The following is a 19,873-nucleotide window of genomic DNA, read 5'->3' on the forward strand; positions in this document are numbered from 1 at the left end:
AAAAATTTCTCAAAAGTAATTTTAGAGAAATTAAAAATAAATGGCCAAAAAAATTGCCAAATGGAATAATACATGGTGATCTTTTTATAGATAATATATTTTTCAAAAAAAATAAGATCTCTGGAATTATTGATTTTTATTTTGCTGCAAACGATTATTTTATGTATGAAATTGCAATATGTATCAACGCTCTTTGTTTTGATAAGAAAAAATCACAATTTAAATTAAATAAAAAAAAGGTTAAAAATTTAATTAGAGGATATGAGAGTATTAAAAAAATCTCTGGAATTGAAAAAAAATCATTGAATATTTTATGCCGAGCTGCTGCGATGAGATATTTTCTTACAAGACTTTACGACTACACAAATACTCCAAAAACTGCTTTAATTAAAATTAAGGATCCAAGAGAATATTATCAAAAACTGATAATTCATAATAATTTAAAAAACTATAGAGATTATTTAGGTTAATGATTAAAATTTATACCGATGGTTCATGTCTTGGTAATCCAGGTAATGGGGGTTGGGCAGCAATAATTTTAAATGACGGGAAAAAAACTGAACTCAAAGGAAGTAAAAAAGATACGACAAATAATCAGATGGAATTATTAGCACCTATAGAGGCGCTTAAAAAAATTCCAAAAGGAAGCAAAGTTCAAATTTTTACAGATTCTAAATATGTTAAGTCTGGAATAACAGAGTGGATACACAATTGGAAAAAAAATGGATGGAAAACTGCAAACAAAAAAGAAGTGAGCAATAAAGCACTTTGGACAGAATTAGATCTTCTAAATAATGAGTTTGAAATAAGTTGGAACTGGGTAAAAGCCCATTCAACTGATGAATTGAATAATGAAGTAGATTTACTTGCTAGAGATGCTGCCAACTTATAGTTGGGCATCTGGGAACAGAACTGCCCTACCTAGATTAAATTATTTAATAAATTCTCTGCTGAAGTTAAACCACATTCCTTAGTTTCTTTTTCAACATGAATATTAACAACTGTGAAATTTTCAATCACCATTAAATAACGATTTGATCTAATTCCCATTCCTTTAGCGTTACGATCAACTTCCGCGCCAATTGCTTTCGTAAATAATAAATATGGGTCAGATAACATTTTAATTTTATCTCCAGTATTATTAATCTCACCCCAGCCATTCATTACATAAGGATCATTTACAGATAAACAAAATATATTTTGTATTCCTTTTGCTTTTATCTTATCTGCATTTGCCACAAATCCGGGAAGATGAAGCTTAGAGCAAGTTGATGTAAACGCCCCAGGTAGACCAAATAAAACAACTTTACCATTACCGATAGTTTCTCTTAATCTACTTTTTTGAGGCTCTCCATCAACAAGTTGAAAAATCTCTGTATCTGGTAGTTGATCTTTTATTTTAATTTTCATATCGAATTCATTACATATTTCTTAACTTTTTCAATATCATTTGAAAGAAGTTCAAATTTTTCTTTTCTGTCATTAACGTATTTAAGACTATCTGGTAAATTTTCAGTTTTTGAAATTGCATCTTCTATTGCTTTTGGAAATTTACATGGGTGTGCAGTTGATAATACAACACAATTTTTTTCCAATCCTAATTTTCTTACAGCACCAATCCCTACTGCAGTGTGCGGATCCACTACCATCTGATATTCGTCATTGATAGTTTTAATCATTTCAACAGTTTCGTTTTCATCAAGCATTTCAGATATAAAATTCTTTTTGATTTTATCTAAGTCGTTTTTATCAATTTTATAAGTGTTATCTTTTATTTCAGCCATTACATTTTTTGTAACTTCTGAGTTACAATCTTTGACATCATATAAAAGCCTTTCGAAATTACTTGCAATTTGTATATCCATACTTGGAGTATTTGTTTCCTCAACTTTCTTTTGACTATAATCACCACCAGATATTGCTCTGTGCAGTATGTCATTTTTATTTGTAGCAACGATTAATTTATCAATTGGAAGACCTAGTTTTTTTGCTAAATAGCCAGCGTAAATATCACCGAAGTTTCCTGTTGGAACAGAAAAAGATAGTGGTTGGCCGCTTCCAATTTTAAAGTAAGCGTAAAAATAATAGACGGATTGAGCAATAATTCTTGCCCAATTAATTGAATTTACACCCGACATATTGATTGCTTTAGAAAATTTTTCGTCATTAAACATTGCTTTTACTAAATTTTGGCAATCGTCAAAATTACCCTCCACCGCAATGTTAAATACATTGCTCTCCTCATGTATTGTCATTAGTCTTCTTTGCACAGGTGAAATTTTATTATTGGGGTGTAATACAAAAACATTTAGATTATTTTTTCCCTTTAAAGCGTCTATGGCAGCAGCACCCGTATCACCTGAGGTTGCTACTATTATATTAATTTTTTTTTGATCACGGCCTAAATGATATTGATAAAAATTACCTATTAATTGCATTGCGATATCTTTAAAGGCAAGTGTAGGTCCATGAAACAATTCTAATACTTTTAAATCTCCTAGATCTGATATTTTAATAACATCGTCGGATCTGAAATTTGAATACGATTTTGAAATCAAAGAGATTAGATCATCTTTAGACATGAAATCTCCTATAAATGGGTAAATTATTTCAGCCGCTAAATCATTGTAACTAAGGTTTTTTAGATTATCTAATTCTTCCTCTTTAAAGGGTTTAATTGATTTCGGAACAAATAGTCCTCCATCATCTGCCAAACCTTTGAGGAAAACATCTTTAAATGTAAAGTTTTTTTGATTATTTCTTGTACTAATATAATTCATTTAATAATTCTTTTTTCTAAAATATAGATATAGCAAAAGAATTGAAATCGCTAATGAAAACCATGTCATTGCGTATTTTTTATGATTGTTGGAAATATTAGCAGTAATTTTTTTTGGTCTAGGAAACTGATAATTTCCATCTAAATATATTATGTACTTAGAAAATTCTTTACCAGTAAATTTTGAGATATCTTCTCTATTCAAACTAAACCAGTAATTTTCTTTAATATCATTATCTGGTTTAAATATATTTTTTCTTCCCTGTGTTTTAAGAGTTCCTTCTATATTATTTTGATCCAATATATTTATCTCTGGAGTATCTTTTTTTTCAAATGGTATCCATCCTCTATTGAGCAAATAATTTTCACCATCTATAAGAATAGGATTTAAAACTTCAAACCCAGGTGTTCCAGAGTCATTTAAATTATATAAATAAATTTGTTTCTCAAAATCAACACGACCAGATGTTTTGATTTTGAGATAATTTTGTTGGTTAGATTGTGAAAGTTGAACTGGAGGATTTTTCAATGAATTTTCGATTTCTAAAATGAGATTATTCTTCCAATTTAAACGAATTATCTGCCAAGTGCCTAGGGCAATAAAAACAAAGACAAAAAATATAATAAAAACTGAAAATAAAAATTTATGTCTCAAGGTTCAAAATTAGCTTCCCCAAATATAGATCGCAGCAAATAAGAACAACCAAACTACGTCAACAAAGTGCCAGTACCATGCTGCCGCCTCAAAACCAAAGTGATGGTCTTTGTTAAAATGACCTAACTTCCCTCTCCACAAACATACAGCCAAGAAAATCGTACCAACTATCACATGAAAACCATGGAATCCTGTTGCCATGTAAAATACTGAACCATATATGTGATCTGAAAAAGCAAATGTTGCATGATGATATTCGTAAGCTTGTAAAGCAGTAAAACAAACTCCTAATATAACTGTTAAAACTAATCCTTGAATAAATCCTTTTCTATCATCCTCTAAGAGAGCATGATGAGACCAAGTAACAGTAGTTCCAGATAACAAAAGAACCAATGTATTTATTAATGGTATATCCCAAGGATCAAAAGTTTCTATATCTTTTGGTGGCCATACATTTCCAACAAAGTCGTTTGGGAAAAGACTCACATCAAAGTAAGCCCAAAACCAAGCAACAAAAAACATCACCTCAGAGGCGATAAATAAAGTCATTCCGTAACGATGATGTATTTGAACCACAGGTGTATGATGTCCTTGATGCTCAGCCTCAATAACTACATCTCTAAACCACATGTATGCTCCATAAATTAATAAAGCAAATCCAAGGTACATTCCCCATGAAACCTCATAATGCATGTAGTAAACGGCTCCAACAGCTAAAACTAAACATGAAAATGAAACATAGATAGGCCAAGGACTTGGGTCTACTAAATGGTAATCGTGTTTTTTTTCAGCTGACATTTTTTTGAATTATGATCGTTTATAGTAATCTGTCGAGAAAAAAGTATACGACATAGTTACATCTTGTAAATTTTTGACTGTTGCATCATTGACCATTTCTGGGTCTAAATAAAAAGTCATCACATAGGTAGCAGTTTCACCAGCTTTTAATTCCTGTTTTTCAAAGCAAAAACAACCAAGTTTACTATAATATTTTCCAAAGCTTGAGGGTGAAACGTTAAAACTTGCTACACCTGCAGTTGGTTCATTGCTATTATTGGTTACTTCAAACTCAATTTTGTTTACTTGACCCACTTTAACATCCATCACATTCGATTTTGCTTTAAAATCCCATGGTAAATTATTAACATTGGTATCAAATCTCACACTTACTACTTTATCTAAAACAATTTTCGGCGCTTTGTCTGCTACTTGAGTAGTTCCTCCAAAACCAGTAACTCTACAAAAAATTTCATAAAGAGGGACTGATGCATATGATAAACCTAACATCAAAACAAAAATCCCAGCTAGAACTAATGGTGTTAATTTCTTTTTTTCTATCATATCGACCTATCAAATACCCCTGTGTTGTATAAAGTAAAAAAGAAAAGAAAAATCATAAACGCAATAATAGCCAATGCCGTAATAATATTTTTTCTTTTTGTTTTTTTATCTGGTGTAATCATATTATTTTATCAATCAAAAACAGAACAAAAACTAAGAATAAATACAATATTGAATATCCAAAGATAGCTTTTGCTTTCTTAGAGTTAAATCTATTTTTTTTATAATCCAACAATTCATAACATAAAAAATTGTAATAAAAAGTTAATAGCAGTGATGGAATTAAAAATGTTAAACTAACAAAGTTAATTAAATATGGAAAAATAATTACTGGTATCATCAATAAAGAATAAATAAATATATTGATTTTGGTACTTTCTATTCCATTGGTTAGTGGCAACATTGGTATTTTGGCTTTCTTGTAATCATCGGACTTGTATAAACTCAGTGCCCAAAAATGAGAGGGTGTCCAAAAAAATATAATCAAGAAAAATGTTAATGGTTCAAGTGATATAGAGCCTGTAGCAATAGTCCATCCTATAACCGGCGGAAAAGCACCAGCTGCCCCGCCAATAACTATATTTTGTGGAGTTCTTCTTTTTAACCAGATTGTATAAACAAATACATAAAACAATATTGTTAATAATAATATTGCTGCAGAAACTCTGTTTGTAAAATAATCTAAAGCTACAACTGAAACTATTGATAATGTAACACCAAATATCAAAGCTTGATTTCTATTGACTTTCCCTGTTGGGATTGGTCTTAAACAGGTTCTAGTCATTAAAGCATCGAGATCTGACTCATACCACATATTTAAAGCACCAGCTGCTCCTGCACCTAATGAAACGAGAAGAATTCCAATAATTGCATCTTTAGTTGAAACAATGTTAGGTGCTGTTAATAAACCTACGGCACAGGTAAAAATTACCAATGACATAACTCTTGGCTTCATTAATTTAAATAATTCTGAAAGATTAAATAAATCTTCTTGGCTTAAACTTCTTTTTTTTAGCCTTGAATTATCCATCGGTTCTTAATGCTCTTATTTTATTAGCCGTGCGATTTTTGTGTACCCTGACCATCTTCAAATTTTGGCAATTCCTCAAAAGTATGGAAATTTGGTGGAGATGGCACAGTCCACTCTAACGTTGTTGCTCCCTCACCCCATGGATTTTGTGCGGCTGCTTTCTTTTTTGCAAATGCATAAATTAAATTCATAAAAAATACAGCGAGACCAGCTACAGCCACGTAAGACCCTATTGAAGATATATAATTCCATCCGGCAAATGCGTCAGGATAATCAGCATATCTTCTCGGCATCCCAGCTAATCCTAAAAAGTGCTGAGGGAAGAAAATCAAGTTAACTCCAATAAACGTTAACCAGAAATGTAATTGACCCATCCACTCAGAATATTCATAACCACTCATTTTTGAGAACCAATAATAAAAGCCTGCAAAGATTGCAAAAACAGCTCCTAGAGAAAGTACATAGTGAAAATGAGCAACTACGTAATAAGTGTCATGCATTGCAGTATCAACACCTGCATTAGCTAAAACAACTCCAGTTACTCCGCCGACTGTGAACATAAAAATAAATCCTAATGCCCATACCATTGGTGTTTTAAAAGATATTGAACCTCCCCACATTGTTGCGATCCATGAGAAAATTTTTATTCCTGTTGGTACAGCAATAATCATTGTTGCAGCTAAAAAATATGCTTTTGTATCTGTGCTTAATCCAACTGTGTACATATGGTGTGCCCATACAACAAATCCGACAATTCCAATAGCTACCATTGCATAAGCCATTCCAAGATATCCAAAAACAGGTTTTCTAGAAAATGTAGAAACAATATGACTAATCATTCCAAATCCTGGAAGGATTAAAATGTATACTTCTGGATGACCAAAAAACCAAAATAAATGTTGGAATAAGACTGGATCACCCCCTGTCTGGGCTTCAAAGAAAGCGGTACCGAAATTTCTATCTGTTAATAACATTGTTATTGCTCCAGCTAATACTGGTAAAGATAATAATAATAAAAATGCAGTCACTAATATAGACCACGCAAATAAAGGCATTTTATGTAATGTCATACCTGGTGTTCTCATATTTAGAATAGTAGTAATAAAATTAACCGCTCCTAAAATTGATGAGGCACCCGCTAAGTGCAAACTTAAAATAGCTAAATCCATCGCTGGTCCAGGTTGTCCAGCTTTTGAGGACAATGGAGGATAAATCGTCCAACCACCGCCAACACCAGTTTGTCCTGGAGGCCCATCGGCAAAAATTGATAAAATTAATAAAGTTAATGAAACAGGTAACAGCCAAAAAGAAATATTGTTCATTCTTGGAAATGCCATATCAGGAGCTCCAATCATAATTGGCACAAACCAATTACCAAAGCCGCCGATCATTGCTGGCATTACCATGAAAAAAATCATTATTAAACCATGTCCAGTGACCAACACATTATATAAATGATAGTTTCCACCTAAAATGCCATCACCGGGATGCATTAATTCCATTCTCATTAAAACAGAAAAAGCAGTTCCTATTACTCCTGCAACAATTGCAAAGATTAAATACATTGTCCCAATATCTTTATGGTTAGTAGAATATGCCCAACGTTTCCATCCAGTTGGAGTATGATGATCGTGTGATGCTGTTTGTGTATACATAATTTATTTACTCGCTAATTTAAGTTTTTCATTTTCTATTTCTTCTTTTGCAAATTTCACGCGTGCCTCAGATAACCATTCTTGATATTCATCTTCACTTACTACTTTTACTGCAATAGGCATAAAAGCATGTTTTATACCACAAAGTTCTGAACATTGGCCATAATAAGTACCAACTTTTTCAGCCTTAAACCATGTTTCATTAATTCTTCCGGGCACTGCATCCCTTTTTACTCCAAATGAGGGTAAAGCCCATGCATGTAAAACATCATTCGCTGTAATTAAAACTTTAACTACTTTGCCAACTGGAACAACTACTTCATTATCAACAGCTAATAATCTTGGTTGATTTGCTTTTAAATCTTTTTCCTCAATCATATATGAGTCAAATTCCAAATTTTCATCTGGATATTCATAACCCCAATACCATTGATAGCCTATTGCTTTGATTGTTAAATCTGCTTTCGGAATCGTGTCTTGCTTATATAAAATTTTAAATGATGGAACCGCCATAACAATTAAAATTAAGCAAGGAATTAAAGTCCATAAAACTTCGACAGTTACATTGTGAGTTCTCTTAGATGGATTAGGATTTGCTGAAGCTCTAAATCTTACACAAGCATAAAGCATTAAAAATAAAACAAATACACTTATTGCTATTATTATCGGTAATAACAAGTTATCGTGAAAGGCTACAATATCTCTCATCGATTCAGATGCCGCTTTTTGGAAACCTAATTGCCAATCAACAGGTTGGTTTGCAAAAGCATTTTGAGAGATAAAAATACTTGAAAATATAAATAAAATTTTTTTCATTTTTACTAGCTATATAAAGCCCTTTTCTAAAAATTACACTTTAGTTTTCGCGACAATTTATCAATTAATCACATAATTTATAATCGAAATCGCAGATATCACTGCGGTTTCTGATCTTAAAATATTATCATTAATTTTTAGTGCCTGTACTCCTTTAAAAGAGAGAATCTCCTGCCTTTCATGTTCTGAAAAATCTCCCTCAGGGCCTATGATGATACAAATAGGTTCATCTGAAAACTTTGTTTTTTCGATTTTTTTATTATCTGAATTTAAATCTGTGAAAATTAAATTCATTGAATTAGAATTTAGAAAACTTTTTAAATTTTGTGCTTGCTCAATGGCGGGGACACTAATTCGATTTGATTGTTCACATGCTTCTATAACTATTTTTTCTAACCGATCTTTATTAATCTTTCTTACAATTGTTCGATCAAAAACTATTGGTAAAAATTTTGAAACACCTAATTCAGTTGCTTTTTGAATCATGAAATTTTGGTAATTTGATTTGATAGGTGAGAATGCTAACCATAATTCTTGGGTGTTTTCTTTTTGTCTTAGTTGTTTGGTAGATTTAAATTCAACCAAATCTTTTGTAATATTCAAAATTTTTGCTTCCCATTCACCAGTTTTATTAAATAAAGAAAAAGTATCATTTATTTTCAGCCTCATTACTTTAGTTAAATAATGAGATTGAGATTTATCTAATTTATCAATCATATTTTTTGATAATGTACGCGAAAAAAATAATCTTATATTACTCATATATGTTAAATTAATTTATGAAAAATATTAAAGCAATAATTTTTGATGCATATGGAACATTGTTTGATGTCAATTCAGCTGCAGAAAAATGTAAAGATAAGATTGGAGATAAATGGGAGGGATTTGCAAATTTTTGGAGGACCACTCAATTAGAATATACTTGGCTTAGAAGTTTAATGGATCGACACAAAGATTTTTGGCAAGTTACAGAAGATAGTTTAGATAAATCAATAAAAGCTTTTAATATTGATCCTTCAATGAGAAATGAATTACTTAATTTATATAAAATTTTATCACCCTATAAAGAAGTTCCAGAAACTTTGAAAACTCTAAAAGAGAAAAAATTTAAATTAGCTATTTTATCTAATGGTACTCCATCACTACTGAACGAATTAGTTAAAAGTAATCATTTGGACAATTTATTTGATGATATATTTTCTATAGAACAAGTTGGAGTATATAAACCAAGTTCTAGAGTTTATGATATGCCTATAAAAAAATATAATCTTAATAAAAGTGAAGTTGCATTTTTAAGTTCTAATACTTGGGATGTTTCTGGTGGTGGAAATTATGGTTACCAATCTATTTGGGTAAATAGAAATAATAACATTTTTGATAATTTAGATTTTAGACCCAAATATCAAATTACAGATCTTAACAAACTAATTCAATTAGTTTAATATTTTTAGAATAAAGACCAAAGGTGACAAAATATTTTTTTTTGTGCTTGCAAACAATGTTACAATCCGCCATTGTATTTACTAAAATTTATTTAACATGATTAAAGCACTAGATTTATTTGGAAGAGTTTTAATATCCGCATTATTTTTTTTAAATGGAATTTTTAAAATAAATAATTATGAGGGAACTATAGGTTGGATGGAAAGTTTTGGTTTGCCTGGTGTTTTAATTATACCTGCAATTGCTCTTGAAATATTTGGACCCATTCTTATTGTAATTGGCTATCAAACTAGAATTGCTGCAGCAGCTTTAAGCTTATTTTGTTTTGCAACCGCTATTATTTTTCACAATGATTTTACTGATCAGGTACAGCTAACAGCTTTTCTAAAAAATATTGCTTTAGCTGGTGGTTTTATATTCTTGGTAGTTAATGGTGCTAAAGGTTTTTGTTTAGATAAAAAGTGATCTTGAAATTAATAATTAATTCGTTAATTAAAGCGGATGAAAAATATTGAAGTAAAACAAATCATTGATCCAATCCCAGCTTCAGATGGAGCTGGAGTAAAATTAAAAAGAAGTATTGGAGTTGAACCCAATTACTTTGATCCTTTTTTGATGCTAGACGAATTTGGCTCTGAAAATAGTGATGATTATATAGCTGGTTTTCCTCCACACCCTCACCGAGGAATTGAAACAGTGACTTACATGCTTGCTGGTGATTTTGAACATAAAGATAGTACAGGCGGTGAAGGTAAAATGACTGCTGGTGATGTCCAATGGATGAAAACTGGAAGTGGTATTATCCACTCAGAGATGCCCGCAATGAAAGAAGGGAAACTTCATGGATTTCAGCTATGGATCAACATGCCAGCAAAATTAAAAATGAGCAAACCTGAATATATTTATATTGATGCAGATAAAATGAGCGTACATAAAGATAATGATAAAAAAGTAAAAGTTATAGCTGGTAAGTTTGAAAAAGCAGAAGGTCCAGTCAAGGGTCACAATGTTGAGCCAGTTTATTTTGATGTCGAACTAAATAAAGATAAGAATTTTAATTATCTTCTCTCATCTACACACAATAGTTTTATTTATTTAATAGATGGCGAAATAAAGATTGGTGAGCAAAAACATGAAAATGTTAAAGATAGCACTTTAATATTACTCACAAGAGGTGAAAATTTGCAGGTAAAAGCAAAATCAAAAGCTAAATTTTTAGTTATTTCTGGAAAACCAATAAATGAAGAAATTGCAAGAGGTGGTCCTTTTGTAATGAATACTAAAGCAGAGATATTACAGGCTGTTCAAGATTACCATAACGGCACTTTTGTAAAATAAAAGATGAAATCAATACAAATAGAAAAATTTGGTGGACCAGAGGTTTTGGTTATTAAAGATATAGATTTAGGAAAACTGGGTCCTAAAGAAGTCTTAATAAGAAATAAATCAATAGGTCTAAATTTTATAGATATTTATCACAGGACAGGTCTCTACCCTATTCCATTACCAAGTGGTATTGGTCTTGAAGCTAGTGGCATTATTGAAGAAATAGGATCTGAAGTAAAATTATTTAAAGTTGGTGATAGAGTTACTCATGCATCAATGCCAATTGGAGCATATTCAGAAAAACAAATTATGCCTGAAGAAAAATTAATTTCTGTTCCAGATGGTATTTCTGATGAGGTGGCATCTTGTATAACTTTAAAGGGTATCACTGCAGAATATTTACTACACAGAGCTTATCCATTAAAAAAAGGTGATAAAGTGCTTTATCATGCTGCAGCTGGAGCTCTTGGTCAAATCTTATGTCCTTGGGCTAATTCTCTAGGTGCAGAAGTAATTGGAACAGTTGGTTCAAAAGCTAAAGAGGAAATTGCCAAAAAAAATGGCTGTCACCATGTAATAAATTATTCTGAAAAAAATTTCTCAGAAGAAGTTGAAAAAATTGTAGGAAAAAATGGTATTGATGTTGTTTATGATGGTGTTGGAATAAAAACATTTAAAGGTTCAATCGAAACATTAAAAATAAGAGGAATGATGGTAGCATTTGGAAATGCATCTGGATACGTTGATACAATTGATGTAAAAAAAGATATCAATGCTAAAGGGTTATTTTTTACTCGACCATCTATCGCACATTATACAATCAAAAGAGAAGAGTTAGTTGAGTCAGCAAAAAAAGTTTTTGATGCAATTTTATCTAATAAATTTAAGGTGGAAATTTCAAAAAAATACTCTTTAGAAGATGCTGCACAAGCTCACAAAGATTTAGAGGCGAGATTATTAACTGGTCCAGCAGTAATTATTCCTTAAATTGAATATCCATATCAGAAAGGTGAAGTCTGAGAGCTTTAGTTGAGATCTGTATTTCAATAATAAAAAATATGATTGAAATCATCATTGATAAGCAACATGAGCCAAAAATTATTCTCGCAATAAAAAGTTCTTGTAAGTAAAGCCCAAAAACAGTTAACATATTGAACAAAAATCCAAAAGCAGCAAATAAAATACTTAATTTTAAAACACCAATTCTTTTCTCTAAATTTATCAATTGATCTTTCCATTCAGGTGGAGTGTGTTTTTCAAATACATATTCATCATGTATTTTTCTAATTAAAGAACTTAAGGTATGAAACCTGTTTGAATATACCCCCATTATCAGTGGGATTGCTGGAAACATTAATGCGGTAACAGTGTAATCTATATTCATACGAATCAATTTGATTATCAATCTTGGCTTTGTTATTTACAAGTAAAATTTTATGAACCAACTAAACTTATTTATTGAACTGACAAGGCTTAAAAAACCGATTGGATATCTGTTATTATTTTGGCCATGTGCTTGGGGTTTAACCTTGATTTATGATTTTACAGGTAGTTTAAGTATTTATTTTTATTATCTTGTGCTTTTTTTTCTTGGTTCAGTTTTGATGAGATCTGCTGGATGTATAGTTAATGATATTTTAGATAGAAAATTTGATAAAAAAGTTAAAAGAACTAAAAATAGACCAATCGCTTCTGGAAAAATTAAAGTTCAAATTGGATTTTTATATGCTTTTATTCTCTGCTTACTCGCTTTTTTAGTTCTTATAAATTTCAACTATTTTACAATTATGATTGCTCTTGCTTCTATGCCATTAGCTTTCACATATCCTTTAATGAAACGATTTACATATTGGCCTCAGCTTTTCCTAGGGATTACATTTAATTATGGATTAATACTTGGATGGACGTCAATCTCAGAACAATTTGGTATAGTACCAATCATTTTTTATATTGGAGCCATATTTTGGACACTAGGCTACGACACAATATACGGATTCCAAGATATTAAAGATGACGAAATTATAGGAGTAAAATCGACTTCAATAAAATTCAAAGGAACGGCTAAAATTTTTTTAATATTATGTTATTTATCTCTAATATCATCGCTTGTAATTGGGGGATTGATGATGAATTTTAATTCAATATATTTTCTATCAATTACAATTCCGATCATACATTTATTTTTTTATCAAATAAATAATTTTGACTCCAAAAATCCTGCTTCTTGTTTAAAAATTTTTAAAAGCAATAATTATTTAGGGATGATTATATTTTTTAATATCTTGGTAGGAAGGTTTTTTTAATGAATAAGACAAAAATTCTTAAAAGACTCTATAAAGATTATACAAAAAAATATCTAAGACAAATTTTTTTAGCCATATTTTTTTCATTACTAGTAGCTGGAAGTACTTCTGCAATTGCTTGGCTTTTAGACCCAGCGATTGATAAAATTTTTATTCAAAAAGATCAATCATTATTAATTTTGATACCTCTACTAATTATTTTAGCATTTACAACAAAAGGTATATCACTCTATTTAGCGAAGGTGATGATGATAAATGTTGCTGAGGAAATAAAAAAAAAACTACAAATAGATATGCTGGGTACTTTAATAAATGCTGATACCCAATCAATAGACGAAAAACATTCAGGAAAATTTATCTCTAATTTAACTTATGATGTTCTTCACATAACAAATCTATTAAGCAATGGAATACTTAATCTGTTCAAAGATAGTTTAACTTTGATTGGTTTGCTCACTGTAATGTTTTTACAAAATTGGAAACTTTCATTAATAGCTATAATTTTGATACCGATTGCCAGTACAGCTGCAAGATCACTTGGTAAAAGAATGGGTAAAGTTACAACTCAAGCTCAAGAGAAATCAGGCTTCTTGACCAGATATTTAGTTGAACTTTTTAAAAATCATAAATTAACTAAAATCTTCCAAAAAGAAAAATATGAAACTAACAGAGCAAATGATTACTTAGATCAGCTTAAAGAAAAAAATAAAAAGATTGGAATTGTAATCGTAAGAATATCACCAATTATGGAAATTCTTACTGGATTTATGATTGCTATTTTAATCTTTTATTCTGGAAAATTAATTGCCAGTAATGAGCTAAGTGTAAATAATTTTTTTTCATTTCTGGCAGCAATGATGCTAGCATATCAACCAGTAAGATCCCTTTCGACATTAAATATCATAGTCAATCAAGGTCTATCTGCTGCTGGTAGAATTTTACCAGTTGTTGATACAAAAAACTTAATTAAAAATAATGAGGATGCAAAAGAAATTCACATTAAAAATGCAAACATCAAATTTAAAGATGTATTGTTTAGTTATAAAAATTCTGACGGCGATGTTTTAAAAGAAATCAATTTAGATTTTGAAGGAGGAAAAATGACTTCACTAGTTGGTCATAGTGGTTCGGGTAAGTCTACTATTTTAAATCTAATTCCTAGGTTTTACGATTGTAAATCTGGTGATATCTCAATAGATAATCAGTCAATTTATGATGTAACATTACACTCGTTGAGAAAGAATATTTCTTTAGTTAGTCAAGAAACAACTCTTTTTGATGATACAATCAAGAACAATATTAAATATGCTAATTTAGATGCAAGCGATGAAGAAATTTTTGAAGCAGCTAAACTTTCACATTGTGAGGAGTTTATAAAAAATCTACCTGAAAAATATGAGACATTAATTGGTGAAGATGGCGTAAGATTATCTGGAGGAGAAAAACAAAGAATTTCAATAGCAAGAGCAATGCTAAAAAAAAGCTCAATTATTCTATTAGATGAAGCAACCTCCTCTTTAGACTCAGAGACCGAAACAAAAATACAAGATGCTTTAAAGATCTTAACAAAAGATAAAACCACAATTGTTATTGCTCACAGACTTTCAACTATTTTAAACTCAAACAAAATATTTATCATAGACTCTGGAAAAATAGTTGATTATGGAAAACATGAAGACTTATTAATTAATTCAAAAATTTATAAAAATTTTCATGATAAACAATTTCAGAGGTAATGATTTTTTTTATTTATCAATTTTTACTCTCTATAATTCTGTGCTTCTCTCCAATAATTATCATTATAAGAATTTTTAAAAATAAGGAAGATAAATTTAGATTTAAAGAAAAATTTTGTTTTTTTTCTAGAAAAAGAGGAAATGGAAAACTAATTTGGTTTCATGGATCTAGTGTAGGAGAGATATTGAGTGTTATTCCAGTAATAAAAAAATATGATAACGATAAATCAATAAGTAAAATATTAATAACATCTAGCACTTTGAGTTCATCAAAAATATTAGAAAAAATTAAATTCAAAAAAACTATTCATCAATTTTATCCAATAGACCATGTTTTTTTCTCAAAAAAATTTTTAAGTCACTGGAAACCAGATGTGGCAATTTTTTTAGAATCCGAAATCTGGCCAAGTATGTTTAAATTCATAAAAAATAGAAATATTCCTTTAATTTTACTTAATGCTAGAATTACTAAAAAATCTTTTGATCGTTGGAATAAAATAAGAAAATTTTCTTATTCTATTTTTAGTTTAATAGACAAAGCATACTCACAAAATTTAGAGACAAATTATTATCTAAAAAAATTGAAGGTTAAAAATATAAAGTCTACAGGGAATTTAAAATTTATCGAACATGATAGTTTTGAGACTAATCAAGCAGATAAAAAATTATTTTCACAATTTAGAAAATATAAAACTTTTGTGGCAGCAAGTACTCATAATACAGAGGAATTGTTTGCAGCCAAAACGCACATTTTATTAAAAAAAAAAGTAAAGAATATGATTACAATTATAATACCAAGACATATTAATCGGGTTAACCAGATTATTTCACAAATTAATGAGCTTGGGTTAAATACAATATCTCATAGATCAAAAAAAAAATTAGATAATATTGATATTTATATTGTTGATACTTTCGGAGAGTCTAAGAAATTTTACAAAATTGCCACAACTGTTTTTTTAGGTGGGTCAATTATTAAGAGAGGTGGTCAAAATCCACTAGAACCTGCTCGCTTCGGTGCAAAAATATTACACGGACCCAATATTGATAATTTTAGAGATGTTTACAAATATTTAAGTCAATTAAAAATATCATCTTCAATAAACACTCCTCAACAATGTGCAAATTCAATAATTTTTAAAAAAAACATGAAAAAAGCAAAAAAAATGAAATATCTGGGTACAACAATACTTAAAAAAACCTTAAATGAGTTAGATAAGTCAATTCATAATGAAATTTAAAAAACCCAAATTTTGGGATTATAATAAACCTAACATTCTCTCTTATTTATTTTTCCCAATATCATTATTACTTACAATTTTGAAATCTTTCAAAAACTTAATAACAAAAAAAAAGAAATATTCAAAAATTAAAACTATTTGTGTGGGGAACATTTACCTAGGTGGAACAGGCAAAACCTCTTTAAGCTTGAAGATTAATGAAATTTTAAAAGATAAAATAAAAACTTGTTTTATTAAAAAATATTATTCAGACCAAATTGATGAACAAAAAATATTATCAAATCACGGAAAATTATTTAAACTCAAAGATAGATCTTCTTCTATTAAACAAGCAATTGACGAAAATTTTGAACTTGCAATTTTTGATGATGGTTTGCAAGATCCATCAATAGATTATGATTATAATATTGTTTGCTTTAATATAGATAATTGGATTGGCAACAGTTTTACTATTCCATCTGGACCACTTAGAGAAAATATTAAAAATTTAAAAAAATATAAGAATGTTTTTCTAAATGGAAATAATGAAAATATTGATAATATTATAAAATATATTCACAATTTAGATCCTAATATAAATATTTATCAAGGTGAATATGTTCCACTGAATATCAATGAGTTTGATAAAAGTGATAAATATTTAGTTTTTTCAGGTATAGGAAATCATAAGACTTTTATATCAATGTTAAGAAAATATAATATAAACATTGTCAAGGAAATTGAATTTCCTGATCATTATAGATACTTACAAAAAGAGATTGATGACATCATATCAATGTCTGAAAAATTAAATTGTAAAGTAATGACTACCGAAAAAGATTACATGAGACTGAATAACAACAATAAAATTATTTATATAAAATCAGAATTAAAGATTATAAATCAAGAAACTTTTATTAATGATATTTCAAAGGTTTATGAAAATAATTAAATACTTAATACAATTTATCATAATTTGCATTTTTTATGTGATATTCAAAATTATTGGGGTTAGGCTCTCGTCTTTTCTAAGTGGAAAATTATTTGAAATTATTGGTCCAATTTTTAGATCCAAAAAAATAACCAATAATAACATAAAAAGAGCTTTCCCAGATTATAATTCTAAAGAAACAAATAAAATAGGATCTTCAATGTGGAACAATTATGGGAGAGTTTTTGCAGAATATCTTTATATGAAAAATTTTAGAAATGGTAGTCTTAGTAAAAATATTTCTATAGATGGTAAAGATATTCTTTTAAATATTAAAGATCAAAATCAAAGAGTTGTATTTATATCGGGGCATTTTAGTAATTTCGAACTTATGGCAATGCAGATTGACAAATTAGGTATTAAAATTGGAGCAATCTATAGACCACTAAACAATATTTTTTTAAATAAATTCATGGAGCGAATTAGAAAAAAATACATCTGCAATAATCAAATTAAAAAAGGAATCGGTGGATTAAAGGAATTAATAAAACTTAATAAACAAGGTTTTTCGACGGCACTTATGATAGATCAGAGAGTTTCACAAGGTATAAAATCAAATTTCTTCAATGAGAAAGCGTTTACTACTACCATTCCAGCACAATTAATAAAAAAATTTAATATGCCTGTTGTACCTATCTTTATAGAGAGATATGAGGGTATCAAATTTAAAATGAAAGTTCATAAGCCAATTCACTTCTCAAACGAAGATACTATTGAAAATATTACAATCGAATTAAATAAGACTCTTGAGAGAATGATACTTACTAATCCTAATAACTGGATATGGTCCCATAATCGCTGGAAATAATACTATTTATTGTCTAATTCCTCTTTTTTTTTAGAAGCCTCAACATATGAATAATACGGTTCTTGAAGTTCCACATTCCAGTAAGTCAAATTTTCAAGACTGATTGCTTTACCCGAAACTGCACAAATTACATGGTCACCTTTTTCAATTACTTGAAAATTATTTGGTAAATATTTTACTTTTGCTAATTTTTTATTCATTTATAGTTTATATGTTTATACATGATTGTAGGGATTATAGGAAGCGGGGGAAGAGAGCATGCTATTTGCCATGCATTAAATAAGTCAAAAAAAATTGATAAGATTTATTGTTTTCCTGGTAACGCTGGGACCGATGCAATAGCTGAGAACATTAACCTAGATATAAATAAATTTGAGGAAATCAAAGATTTTATTTTTTCAAAAAAAATAGACTTGGTAGTCATTGGCCCAGAAAAACCTTTGGTTGATGGACTAACAGATTACTTGGAAAGTTTTGATATTAAGGTTTTTGGACCTAGTAAAGTCGCTTCACAATTAGAGGGGTCTAAAATATTTACAAAAAACATCTGTAAAAAATATGATATTCCAACTGCGAATTTCGGAGTATTTGATGATATTAACCAAGCAAAAGATTTTTTAAAAAAATCAAATTTTCCAATAGTCATTAAAGCAGACAATTTGGCTGCAGGGAAAGGTGTTTATATTTGTGAAAATAAAGAAGAGTCTTATCAAGCAGTTAAGGAAATATTTGATGGAAAGTTTGGTACAGCTAAAAATGTTCTTATTGAAGAATTTTTAGAGGGTGAAGAAATGAGCTTTTTCATTTTAAGTGATGGTATTACTTACAAAAATTTTGGTACAGCTCAAGATCATAAAAGAGTTCAGGAAGGTGATAAAGGAAAAAATACTGGTGGTATGGGTGCTTATTCACCATCAAGATTAATAAATGAAGAGCTCGAAAAAAAGATTTTGAATAATATAATTGATCCAACCTTAAGAGCACTTAAAGATCTAAAATCATCATACAAAGGCTTTTTATATGCGGGGCTCATGATAAAAAATAATGAACCTTATTTAATTGAGTACAATGTTAGAATGGGTGATCCAGAGTGTCAAACTATTCTTCCTAAACTAAATGCAGATTTCGGTGAAATTATTGACTCATGCTGTAATGGAAGATTAAATGAAAGCAGAATTAATTGGAATGATAAAAAAAGTTTATGTGTTGTCTTGTGCTCAAAAGGTTACCCTGAAACCTACCAAAAAAATATTGAAATCAAAAATATCAATAAAATTGAATTAAAAACTGATGATCACTTATTTCATGCTGGCACTATTAAAAAAGGTGACGCTACTTTAGCTATAGGTGGACGAGTTTTAAATTTTGTTTCTTTATCAGATAGTTTTGAGGAATCAAGAAATAGAACTCATAAACTTCTCAACAATCTAAATTGGTCAGATGGTTTTTTTAGAAAAGATATTGGTTATAAAGTAATTAAAAAATGAGAATAATTGGTGGAAAATTTAAAGGAAAAAAAATTTTACAACCAAATGACAAAGAAACAAGACCTTTGAAAGACTTAGCTAAAGAATCTATTTTTAATATTATTAATCACTCAAATAAATTTAAGATCAATATTGAAAATTCAATAGTTTTAGATCTATTCGCAGGTGTTGGCTCATTTGGTTTAGAGTGTCTTTCAAGAGGAGCTAAACATGTTACTTTTGTAGAAAAGTATCATGGTGTTTTACCAATTTTAAAAAGTAATCTAAATAGTTTAAATATGAG

Annotated in this window: 24 protein-coding genes; 13 read left to right on the forward strand and 11 right to left on the reverse strand. The window is 29.3% G+C overall.

Going from position 1 to position 19,873, the window contains the following annotated elements; translation table 11 throughout:
- A partial coding sequence (locus tag ACTT83_RS02995; RefSeq protein WP_440918675.1) for a phosphotransferase occupies positions 1 to 470 on the forward strand: 470 nt, incomplete at its 5' end.
- Entirely contained in the window at positions 470 to 892 is a 423-nt protein-coding gene (gene rnhA / locus ACTT83_RS03000) for a ribonuclease HI (RefSeq protein ID WP_440918676.1), read from the forward strand. The genes ACTT83_RS02995 and rnhA, both read left to right, overlap by 1 nt.
- Before the next feature lie 29 nt (positions 893 to 921).
- Here the strand turns inward: rnhA and ACTT83_RS03005 are convergent, their stop codons facing one another.
- The 9 genes from ACTT83_RS03005 to ACTT83_RS03045 all read right to left on the reverse strand — a co-directional run bounded on the left by ACTT83_RS03005 (position 922) and on the right by ACTT83_RS03045 (position 9,038).
- Positions 922 to 1,410 (reverse strand): redoxin family protein, encoded by a 489-nt coding sequence (locus ACTT83_RS03005; protein ID WP_440918677.1) that lies wholly within the window; start codon positions 1,408 to 1,410, stop codon positions 922 to 924.
- Positions 1,407 to 2,780 carry a threonine synthase gene (gene thrC / locus ACTT83_RS03010; RefSeq protein ID WP_440918678.1) on the reverse strand — a complete coding sequence of 458 codons (1,374 nt, stop codon included), beginning with the start codon at positions 2,778 to 2,780 and terminating at the stop codon, positions 1,407 to 1,409. Before thrC ends, ACTT83_RS03005 begins: the two co-directional genes overlap by 4 nt.
- Complete coding sequence (locus tag ACTT83_RS03015; RefSeq protein ID WP_440918679.1) at positions 2,781 to 3,434, reverse strand: SURF1 family protein; 654 nt, start codon at positions 3,432 to 3,434, stop codon at positions 2,781 to 2,783.
- 9 nt (positions 3,435 to 3,443) lie between these two features.
- Positions 3,444 to 4,232 (reverse strand): cytochrome c oxidase subunit 3, encoded by a 789-nt coding sequence (locus ACTT83_RS03020; RefSeq protein WP_440918680.1) that lies wholly within the window; start codon positions 4,230 to 4,232, stop codon positions 3,444 to 3,446.
- Positions 4,233 to 4,241: 9 nt separating this feature from the next.
- On the reverse strand, positions 4,242 to 4,775 hold the full coding sequence (locus ACTT83_RS03025) for a cytochrome c oxidase assembly protein (protein WP_440918681.1): 534 nt from the start codon (positions 4,773 to 4,775) through the stop codon (positions 4,242 to 4,244).
- A 118-nt stretch (positions 4,776 to 4,893) separates the two neighbouring features.
- Positions 4,894 to 5,805, reverse strand: coding sequence for a heme o synthase (cyoE, locus tag ACTT83_RS03030; RefSeq protein ID WP_440918682.1), 912 nt, complete (start codon positions 5,803 to 5,805; stop codon positions 4,894 to 4,896).
- Positions 5,806 to 5,828: 23 nt separating this feature from the next.
- On the reverse strand, positions 5,829 to 7,460 hold the full coding sequence (ctaD, locus tag ACTT83_RS03035; protein WP_440915831.1) for a cytochrome c oxidase subunit I: 1,632 nt from the start codon (positions 7,458 to 7,460) through the stop codon (positions 5,829 to 5,831).
- A 3-nt stretch (positions 7,461 to 7,463) separates the two neighbouring features.
- Entirely contained in the window at positions 7,464 to 8,276 is an 813-nt protein-coding gene (coxB, locus tag ACTT83_RS03040) for a cytochrome c oxidase subunit II (protein ID WP_440918683.1), read from the reverse strand.
- A 60-nt stretch (positions 8,277 to 8,336) separates the two neighbouring features.
- A complete protein-coding gene (locus ACTT83_RS03045) occupies positions 8,337 to 9,038 on the reverse strand; it encodes an RsmE family RNA methyltransferase (RefSeq protein WP_440918684.1) in 702 nt (233 codons plus the stop codon).
- 17 nt (positions 9,039 to 9,055) lie between these two features.
- Here ACTT83_RS03045 and ACTT83_RS03050 point away from each other — a divergent pair, with 17 nt between their 5' ends.
- From ACTT83_RS03050 to ACTT83_RS03065, 4 genes are all read left to right on the forward strand, one after another.
- On the forward strand, positions 9,056 to 9,718 hold the full coding sequence (locus ACTT83_RS03050; protein WP_440918685.1) for a haloacid dehalogenase type II: 663 nt from the start codon (positions 9,056 to 9,058) through the stop codon (positions 9,716 to 9,718).
- A gap of 97 nt (positions 9,719 to 9,815) precedes the next feature.
- Positions 9,816 to 10,184, forward strand: a complete 369-nt coding sequence (locus ACTT83_RS03055; protein WP_440918686.1) for a DoxX family protein — start codon at positions 9,816 to 9,818, stop codon at positions 10,182 to 10,184.
- Positions 10,185 to 10,220: 36 nt separating this feature from the next.
- Positions 10,221 to 11,057, forward strand: coding sequence for a pirin family protein (locus tag ACTT83_RS03060; RefSeq protein ID WP_440918687.1), 837 nt, complete (start codon positions 10,221 to 10,223; stop codon positions 11,055 to 11,057).
- A gap of 3 nt (positions 11,058 to 11,060) precedes the next feature.
- The gene (locus tag ACTT83_RS03065; RefSeq protein ID WP_440918688.1) at positions 11,061 to 12,032 is read left to right on the forward strand and encodes a quinone oxidoreductase family protein; all 972 of its coding nucleotides are present in this window, start codon (positions 11,061 to 11,063) and stop codon (positions 12,030 to 12,032) included.
- On the opposite strand, the gene ACTT83_RS03070 is transcribed toward ACTT83_RS03065, so the two are convergent.
- Positions 12,022 to 12,429, reverse strand: a complete 408-nt coding sequence (locus ACTT83_RS03070; protein ID WP_440915824.1) for a DUF2721 domain-containing protein — start codon at positions 12,427 to 12,429, stop codon at positions 12,022 to 12,024. The two genes, ACTT83_RS03065 and ACTT83_RS03070, sit on opposite strands and share 11 nt — an antisense overlap.
- A 52-nt stretch (positions 12,430 to 12,481) precedes the next feature.
- Between ACTT83_RS03070 and ubiA the strand changes: the two genes are divergently transcribed.
- The 5 genes from ubiA to ACTT83_RS03095 are packed head-to-tail and all read left to right on the forward strand — an operon-like array spanning position 12,482 to position 18,103.
- A complete protein-coding gene (gene ubiA, locus ACTT83_RS03075; protein WP_440918689.1) occupies positions 12,482 to 13,348 on the forward strand; it encodes a 4-hydroxybenzoate octaprenyltransferase in 867 nt (288 codons plus the stop codon).
- Positions 13,348 to 15,084 (forward strand): ABC transporter ATP-binding protein, encoded by a 1,737-nt coding sequence (locus tag ACTT83_RS03080; RefSeq protein WP_440918690.1) that lies wholly within the window; start codon positions 13,348 to 13,350, stop codon positions 15,082 to 15,084. Before ubiA ends, ACTT83_RS03080 begins: the two co-directional genes overlap by 1 nt.
- Positions 15,084 to 16,325 (forward strand): 3-deoxy-D-manno-octulosonic acid transferase, encoded by a 1,242-nt coding sequence (locus ACTT83_RS03085; RefSeq protein WP_440918691.1) that lies wholly within the window; start codon positions 15,084 to 15,086, stop codon positions 16,323 to 16,325. The genes ACTT83_RS03080 and ACTT83_RS03085 overlap by 1 nt, the downstream gene beginning before the upstream one ends.
- Positions 16,315 to 17,256, forward strand: a complete 942-nt coding sequence (gene lpxK / locus ACTT83_RS03090) for a tetraacyldisaccharide 4'-kinase (RefSeq protein WP_440918692.1) — start codon at positions 16,315 to 16,317, stop codon at positions 17,254 to 17,256. Before ACTT83_RS03085 ends, lpxK begins: the two co-directional genes overlap by 11 nt.
- Complete coding sequence (locus ACTT83_RS03095; RefSeq protein ID WP_440918693.1) at positions 17,243 to 18,103, forward strand: lysophospholipid acyltransferase family protein; 861 nt, start codon at positions 17,243 to 17,245, stop codon at positions 18,101 to 18,103. Before lpxK ends, ACTT83_RS03095 begins: the two co-directional genes overlap by 14 nt.
- Positions 18,104 to 18,105: 2 nt before the next feature.
- On the opposite strand, the gene ACTT83_RS03100 is transcribed toward ACTT83_RS03095, so the two are convergent.
- Positions 18,106 to 18,303: a DUF2093 domain-containing protein gene (locus ACTT83_RS03100; protein ID WP_440916800.1), complete on the reverse strand. Its 198-nt coding sequence runs from the start codon at positions 18,301 to 18,303 to the stop codon at positions 18,106 to 18,108.
- 21 nt (positions 18,304 to 18,324) lie between these two features.
- Here ACTT83_RS03100 and purD point away from each other — a divergent pair, with 21 nt between their 5' ends.
- Together purD and ACTT83_RS03110 are read left to right on the forward strand one after the other, a co-directional pair.
- The gene (purD, locus tag ACTT83_RS03105) at positions 18,325 to 19,590 is read left to right on the forward strand and encodes a phosphoribosylamine--glycine ligase (RefSeq protein WP_440918694.1); all 1,266 of its coding nucleotides are present in this window, start codon (positions 18,325 to 18,327) and stop codon (positions 19,588 to 19,590) included.
- Positions 19,587 to 19,873, forward strand: a 287-nt coding sequence (locus ACTT83_RS03110; RefSeq protein ID WP_440918695.1) for an RsmD family RNA methyltransferase, incomplete at its 3' end; no start/stop codon positions are given. The genes purD and ACTT83_RS03110, both read left to right, overlap by 4 nt.

Source organism: Candidatus Pelagibacter sp. (assembly GCF_052049775.1).
Lineage (GTDB): Bacteria > Pseudomonadota > Alphaproteobacteria > Pelagibacterales > Pelagibacteraceae > Pelagibacter.

What these genes read in the sequence shown, in the direction of transcription:
- rnhA (WP_440918676.1), top strand. Translation starts at nt 470, where the DNA reads ATGATTAAAATTTATACCGATGGTTCATGTCTTGGTAATCCAGGTAAT.
- ACTT83_RS03005 (WP_440918677.1), bottom strand. Translation starts at nt 1,410, where the DNA reads ATGAAAATTAAAATAAAAGATCAACTACCAGATACAGAGATTTTTCAA.
- thrC (WP_440918678.1), bottom strand. Translation starts at nt 2,780, where the DNA reads ATGAATTATATTAGTACAAGAAATAATCAAAAAAACTTTACATTTAAA.
- ACTT83_RS03020 (WP_440918680.1), bottom strand. Translation starts at nt 4,232, where the DNA reads ATGTCAGCTGAAAAAAAACACGATTACCATTTAGTAGACCCAAGTCCT.
- ACTT83_RS03025 (WP_440918681.1), bottom strand. Translation starts at nt 4,775, where the DNA reads ATGATAGAAAAAAAGAAATTAACACCATTAGTTCTAGCTGGGATTTTT.
- cyoE (WP_440918682.1), bottom strand. Translation starts at nt 5,805, where the DNA reads ATGGATAATTCAAGGCTAAAAAAAAGAAGTTTAAGCCAAGAAGATTTA.
- ctaD (WP_440915831.1), bottom strand. Translation starts at nt 7,460, where the DNA reads ATGTATACACAAACAGCATCACACGATCATCATACTCCAACTGGATGG.
- coxB (WP_440918683.1), bottom strand. Translation starts at nt 8,276, where the DNA reads ATGAAAAAAATTTTATTTATATTTTCAAGTATTTTTATCTCTCAAAAT.
- ACTT83_RS03045 (WP_440918684.1), bottom strand. Translation starts at nt 9,038, where the DNA reads ATGAGTAATATAAGATTATTTTTTTCGCGTACATTATCAAAAAATATG.
- ACTT83_RS03050 (WP_440918685.1), top strand. Translation starts at nt 9,056, where the DNA reads ATGAAAAATATTAAAGCAATAATTTTTGATGCATATGGAACATTGTTT.
- ACTT83_RS03055 (WP_440918686.1), top strand. Translation starts at nt 9,816, where the DNA reads ATGATTAAAGCACTAGATTTATTTGGAAGAGTTTTAATATCCGCATTA.
- ACTT83_RS03060 (WP_440918687.1), top strand. Translation starts at nt 10,221, where the DNA reads ATGAAAAATATTGAAGTAAAACAAATCATTGATCCAATCCCAGCTTCA.
- ACTT83_RS03065 (WP_440918688.1), top strand. Translation starts at nt 11,061, where the DNA reads ATGAAATCAATACAAATAGAAAAATTTGGTGGACCAGAGGTTTTGGTT.
- ACTT83_RS03070 (WP_440915824.1), bottom strand. Translation starts at nt 12,429, where the DNA reads ATGAATATAGATTACACTGTTACCGCATTAATGTTTCCAGCAATCCCA.
- ubiA (WP_440918689.1), top strand. Translation starts at nt 12,482, where the DNA reads ATGAACCAACTAAACTTATTTATTGAACTGACAAGGCTTAAAAAACCG.
- ACTT83_RS03080 (WP_440918690.1), top strand. Translation starts at nt 13,348, where the DNA reads ATGAATAAGACAAAAATTCTTAAAAGACTCTATAAAGATTATACAAAA.
- ACTT83_RS03085 (WP_440918691.1), top strand. Translation starts at nt 15,084, where the DNA reads ATGATTTTTTTTATTTATCAATTTTTACTCTCTATAATTCTGTGCTTC.
- lpxK (WP_440918692.1), top strand. Translation starts at nt 16,315, where the DNA reads ATGAAATTTAAAAAACCCAAATTTTGGGATTATAATAAACCTAACATT.
- ACTT83_RS03095 (WP_440918693.1), top strand. Translation starts at nt 17,243, where the DNA reads ATGAAAATAATTAAATACTTAATACAATTTATCATAATTTGCATTTTT.
- ACTT83_RS03100 (WP_440916800.1), bottom strand. Translation starts at nt 18,303, where the DNA reads ATGAATAAAAAATTAGCAAAAGTAAAATATTTACCAAATAATTTTCAA.
- purD (WP_440918694.1), top strand. Translation starts at nt 18,325, where the DNA reads ATGATTGTAGGGATTATAGGAAGCGGGGGAAGAGAGCATGCTATTTGC.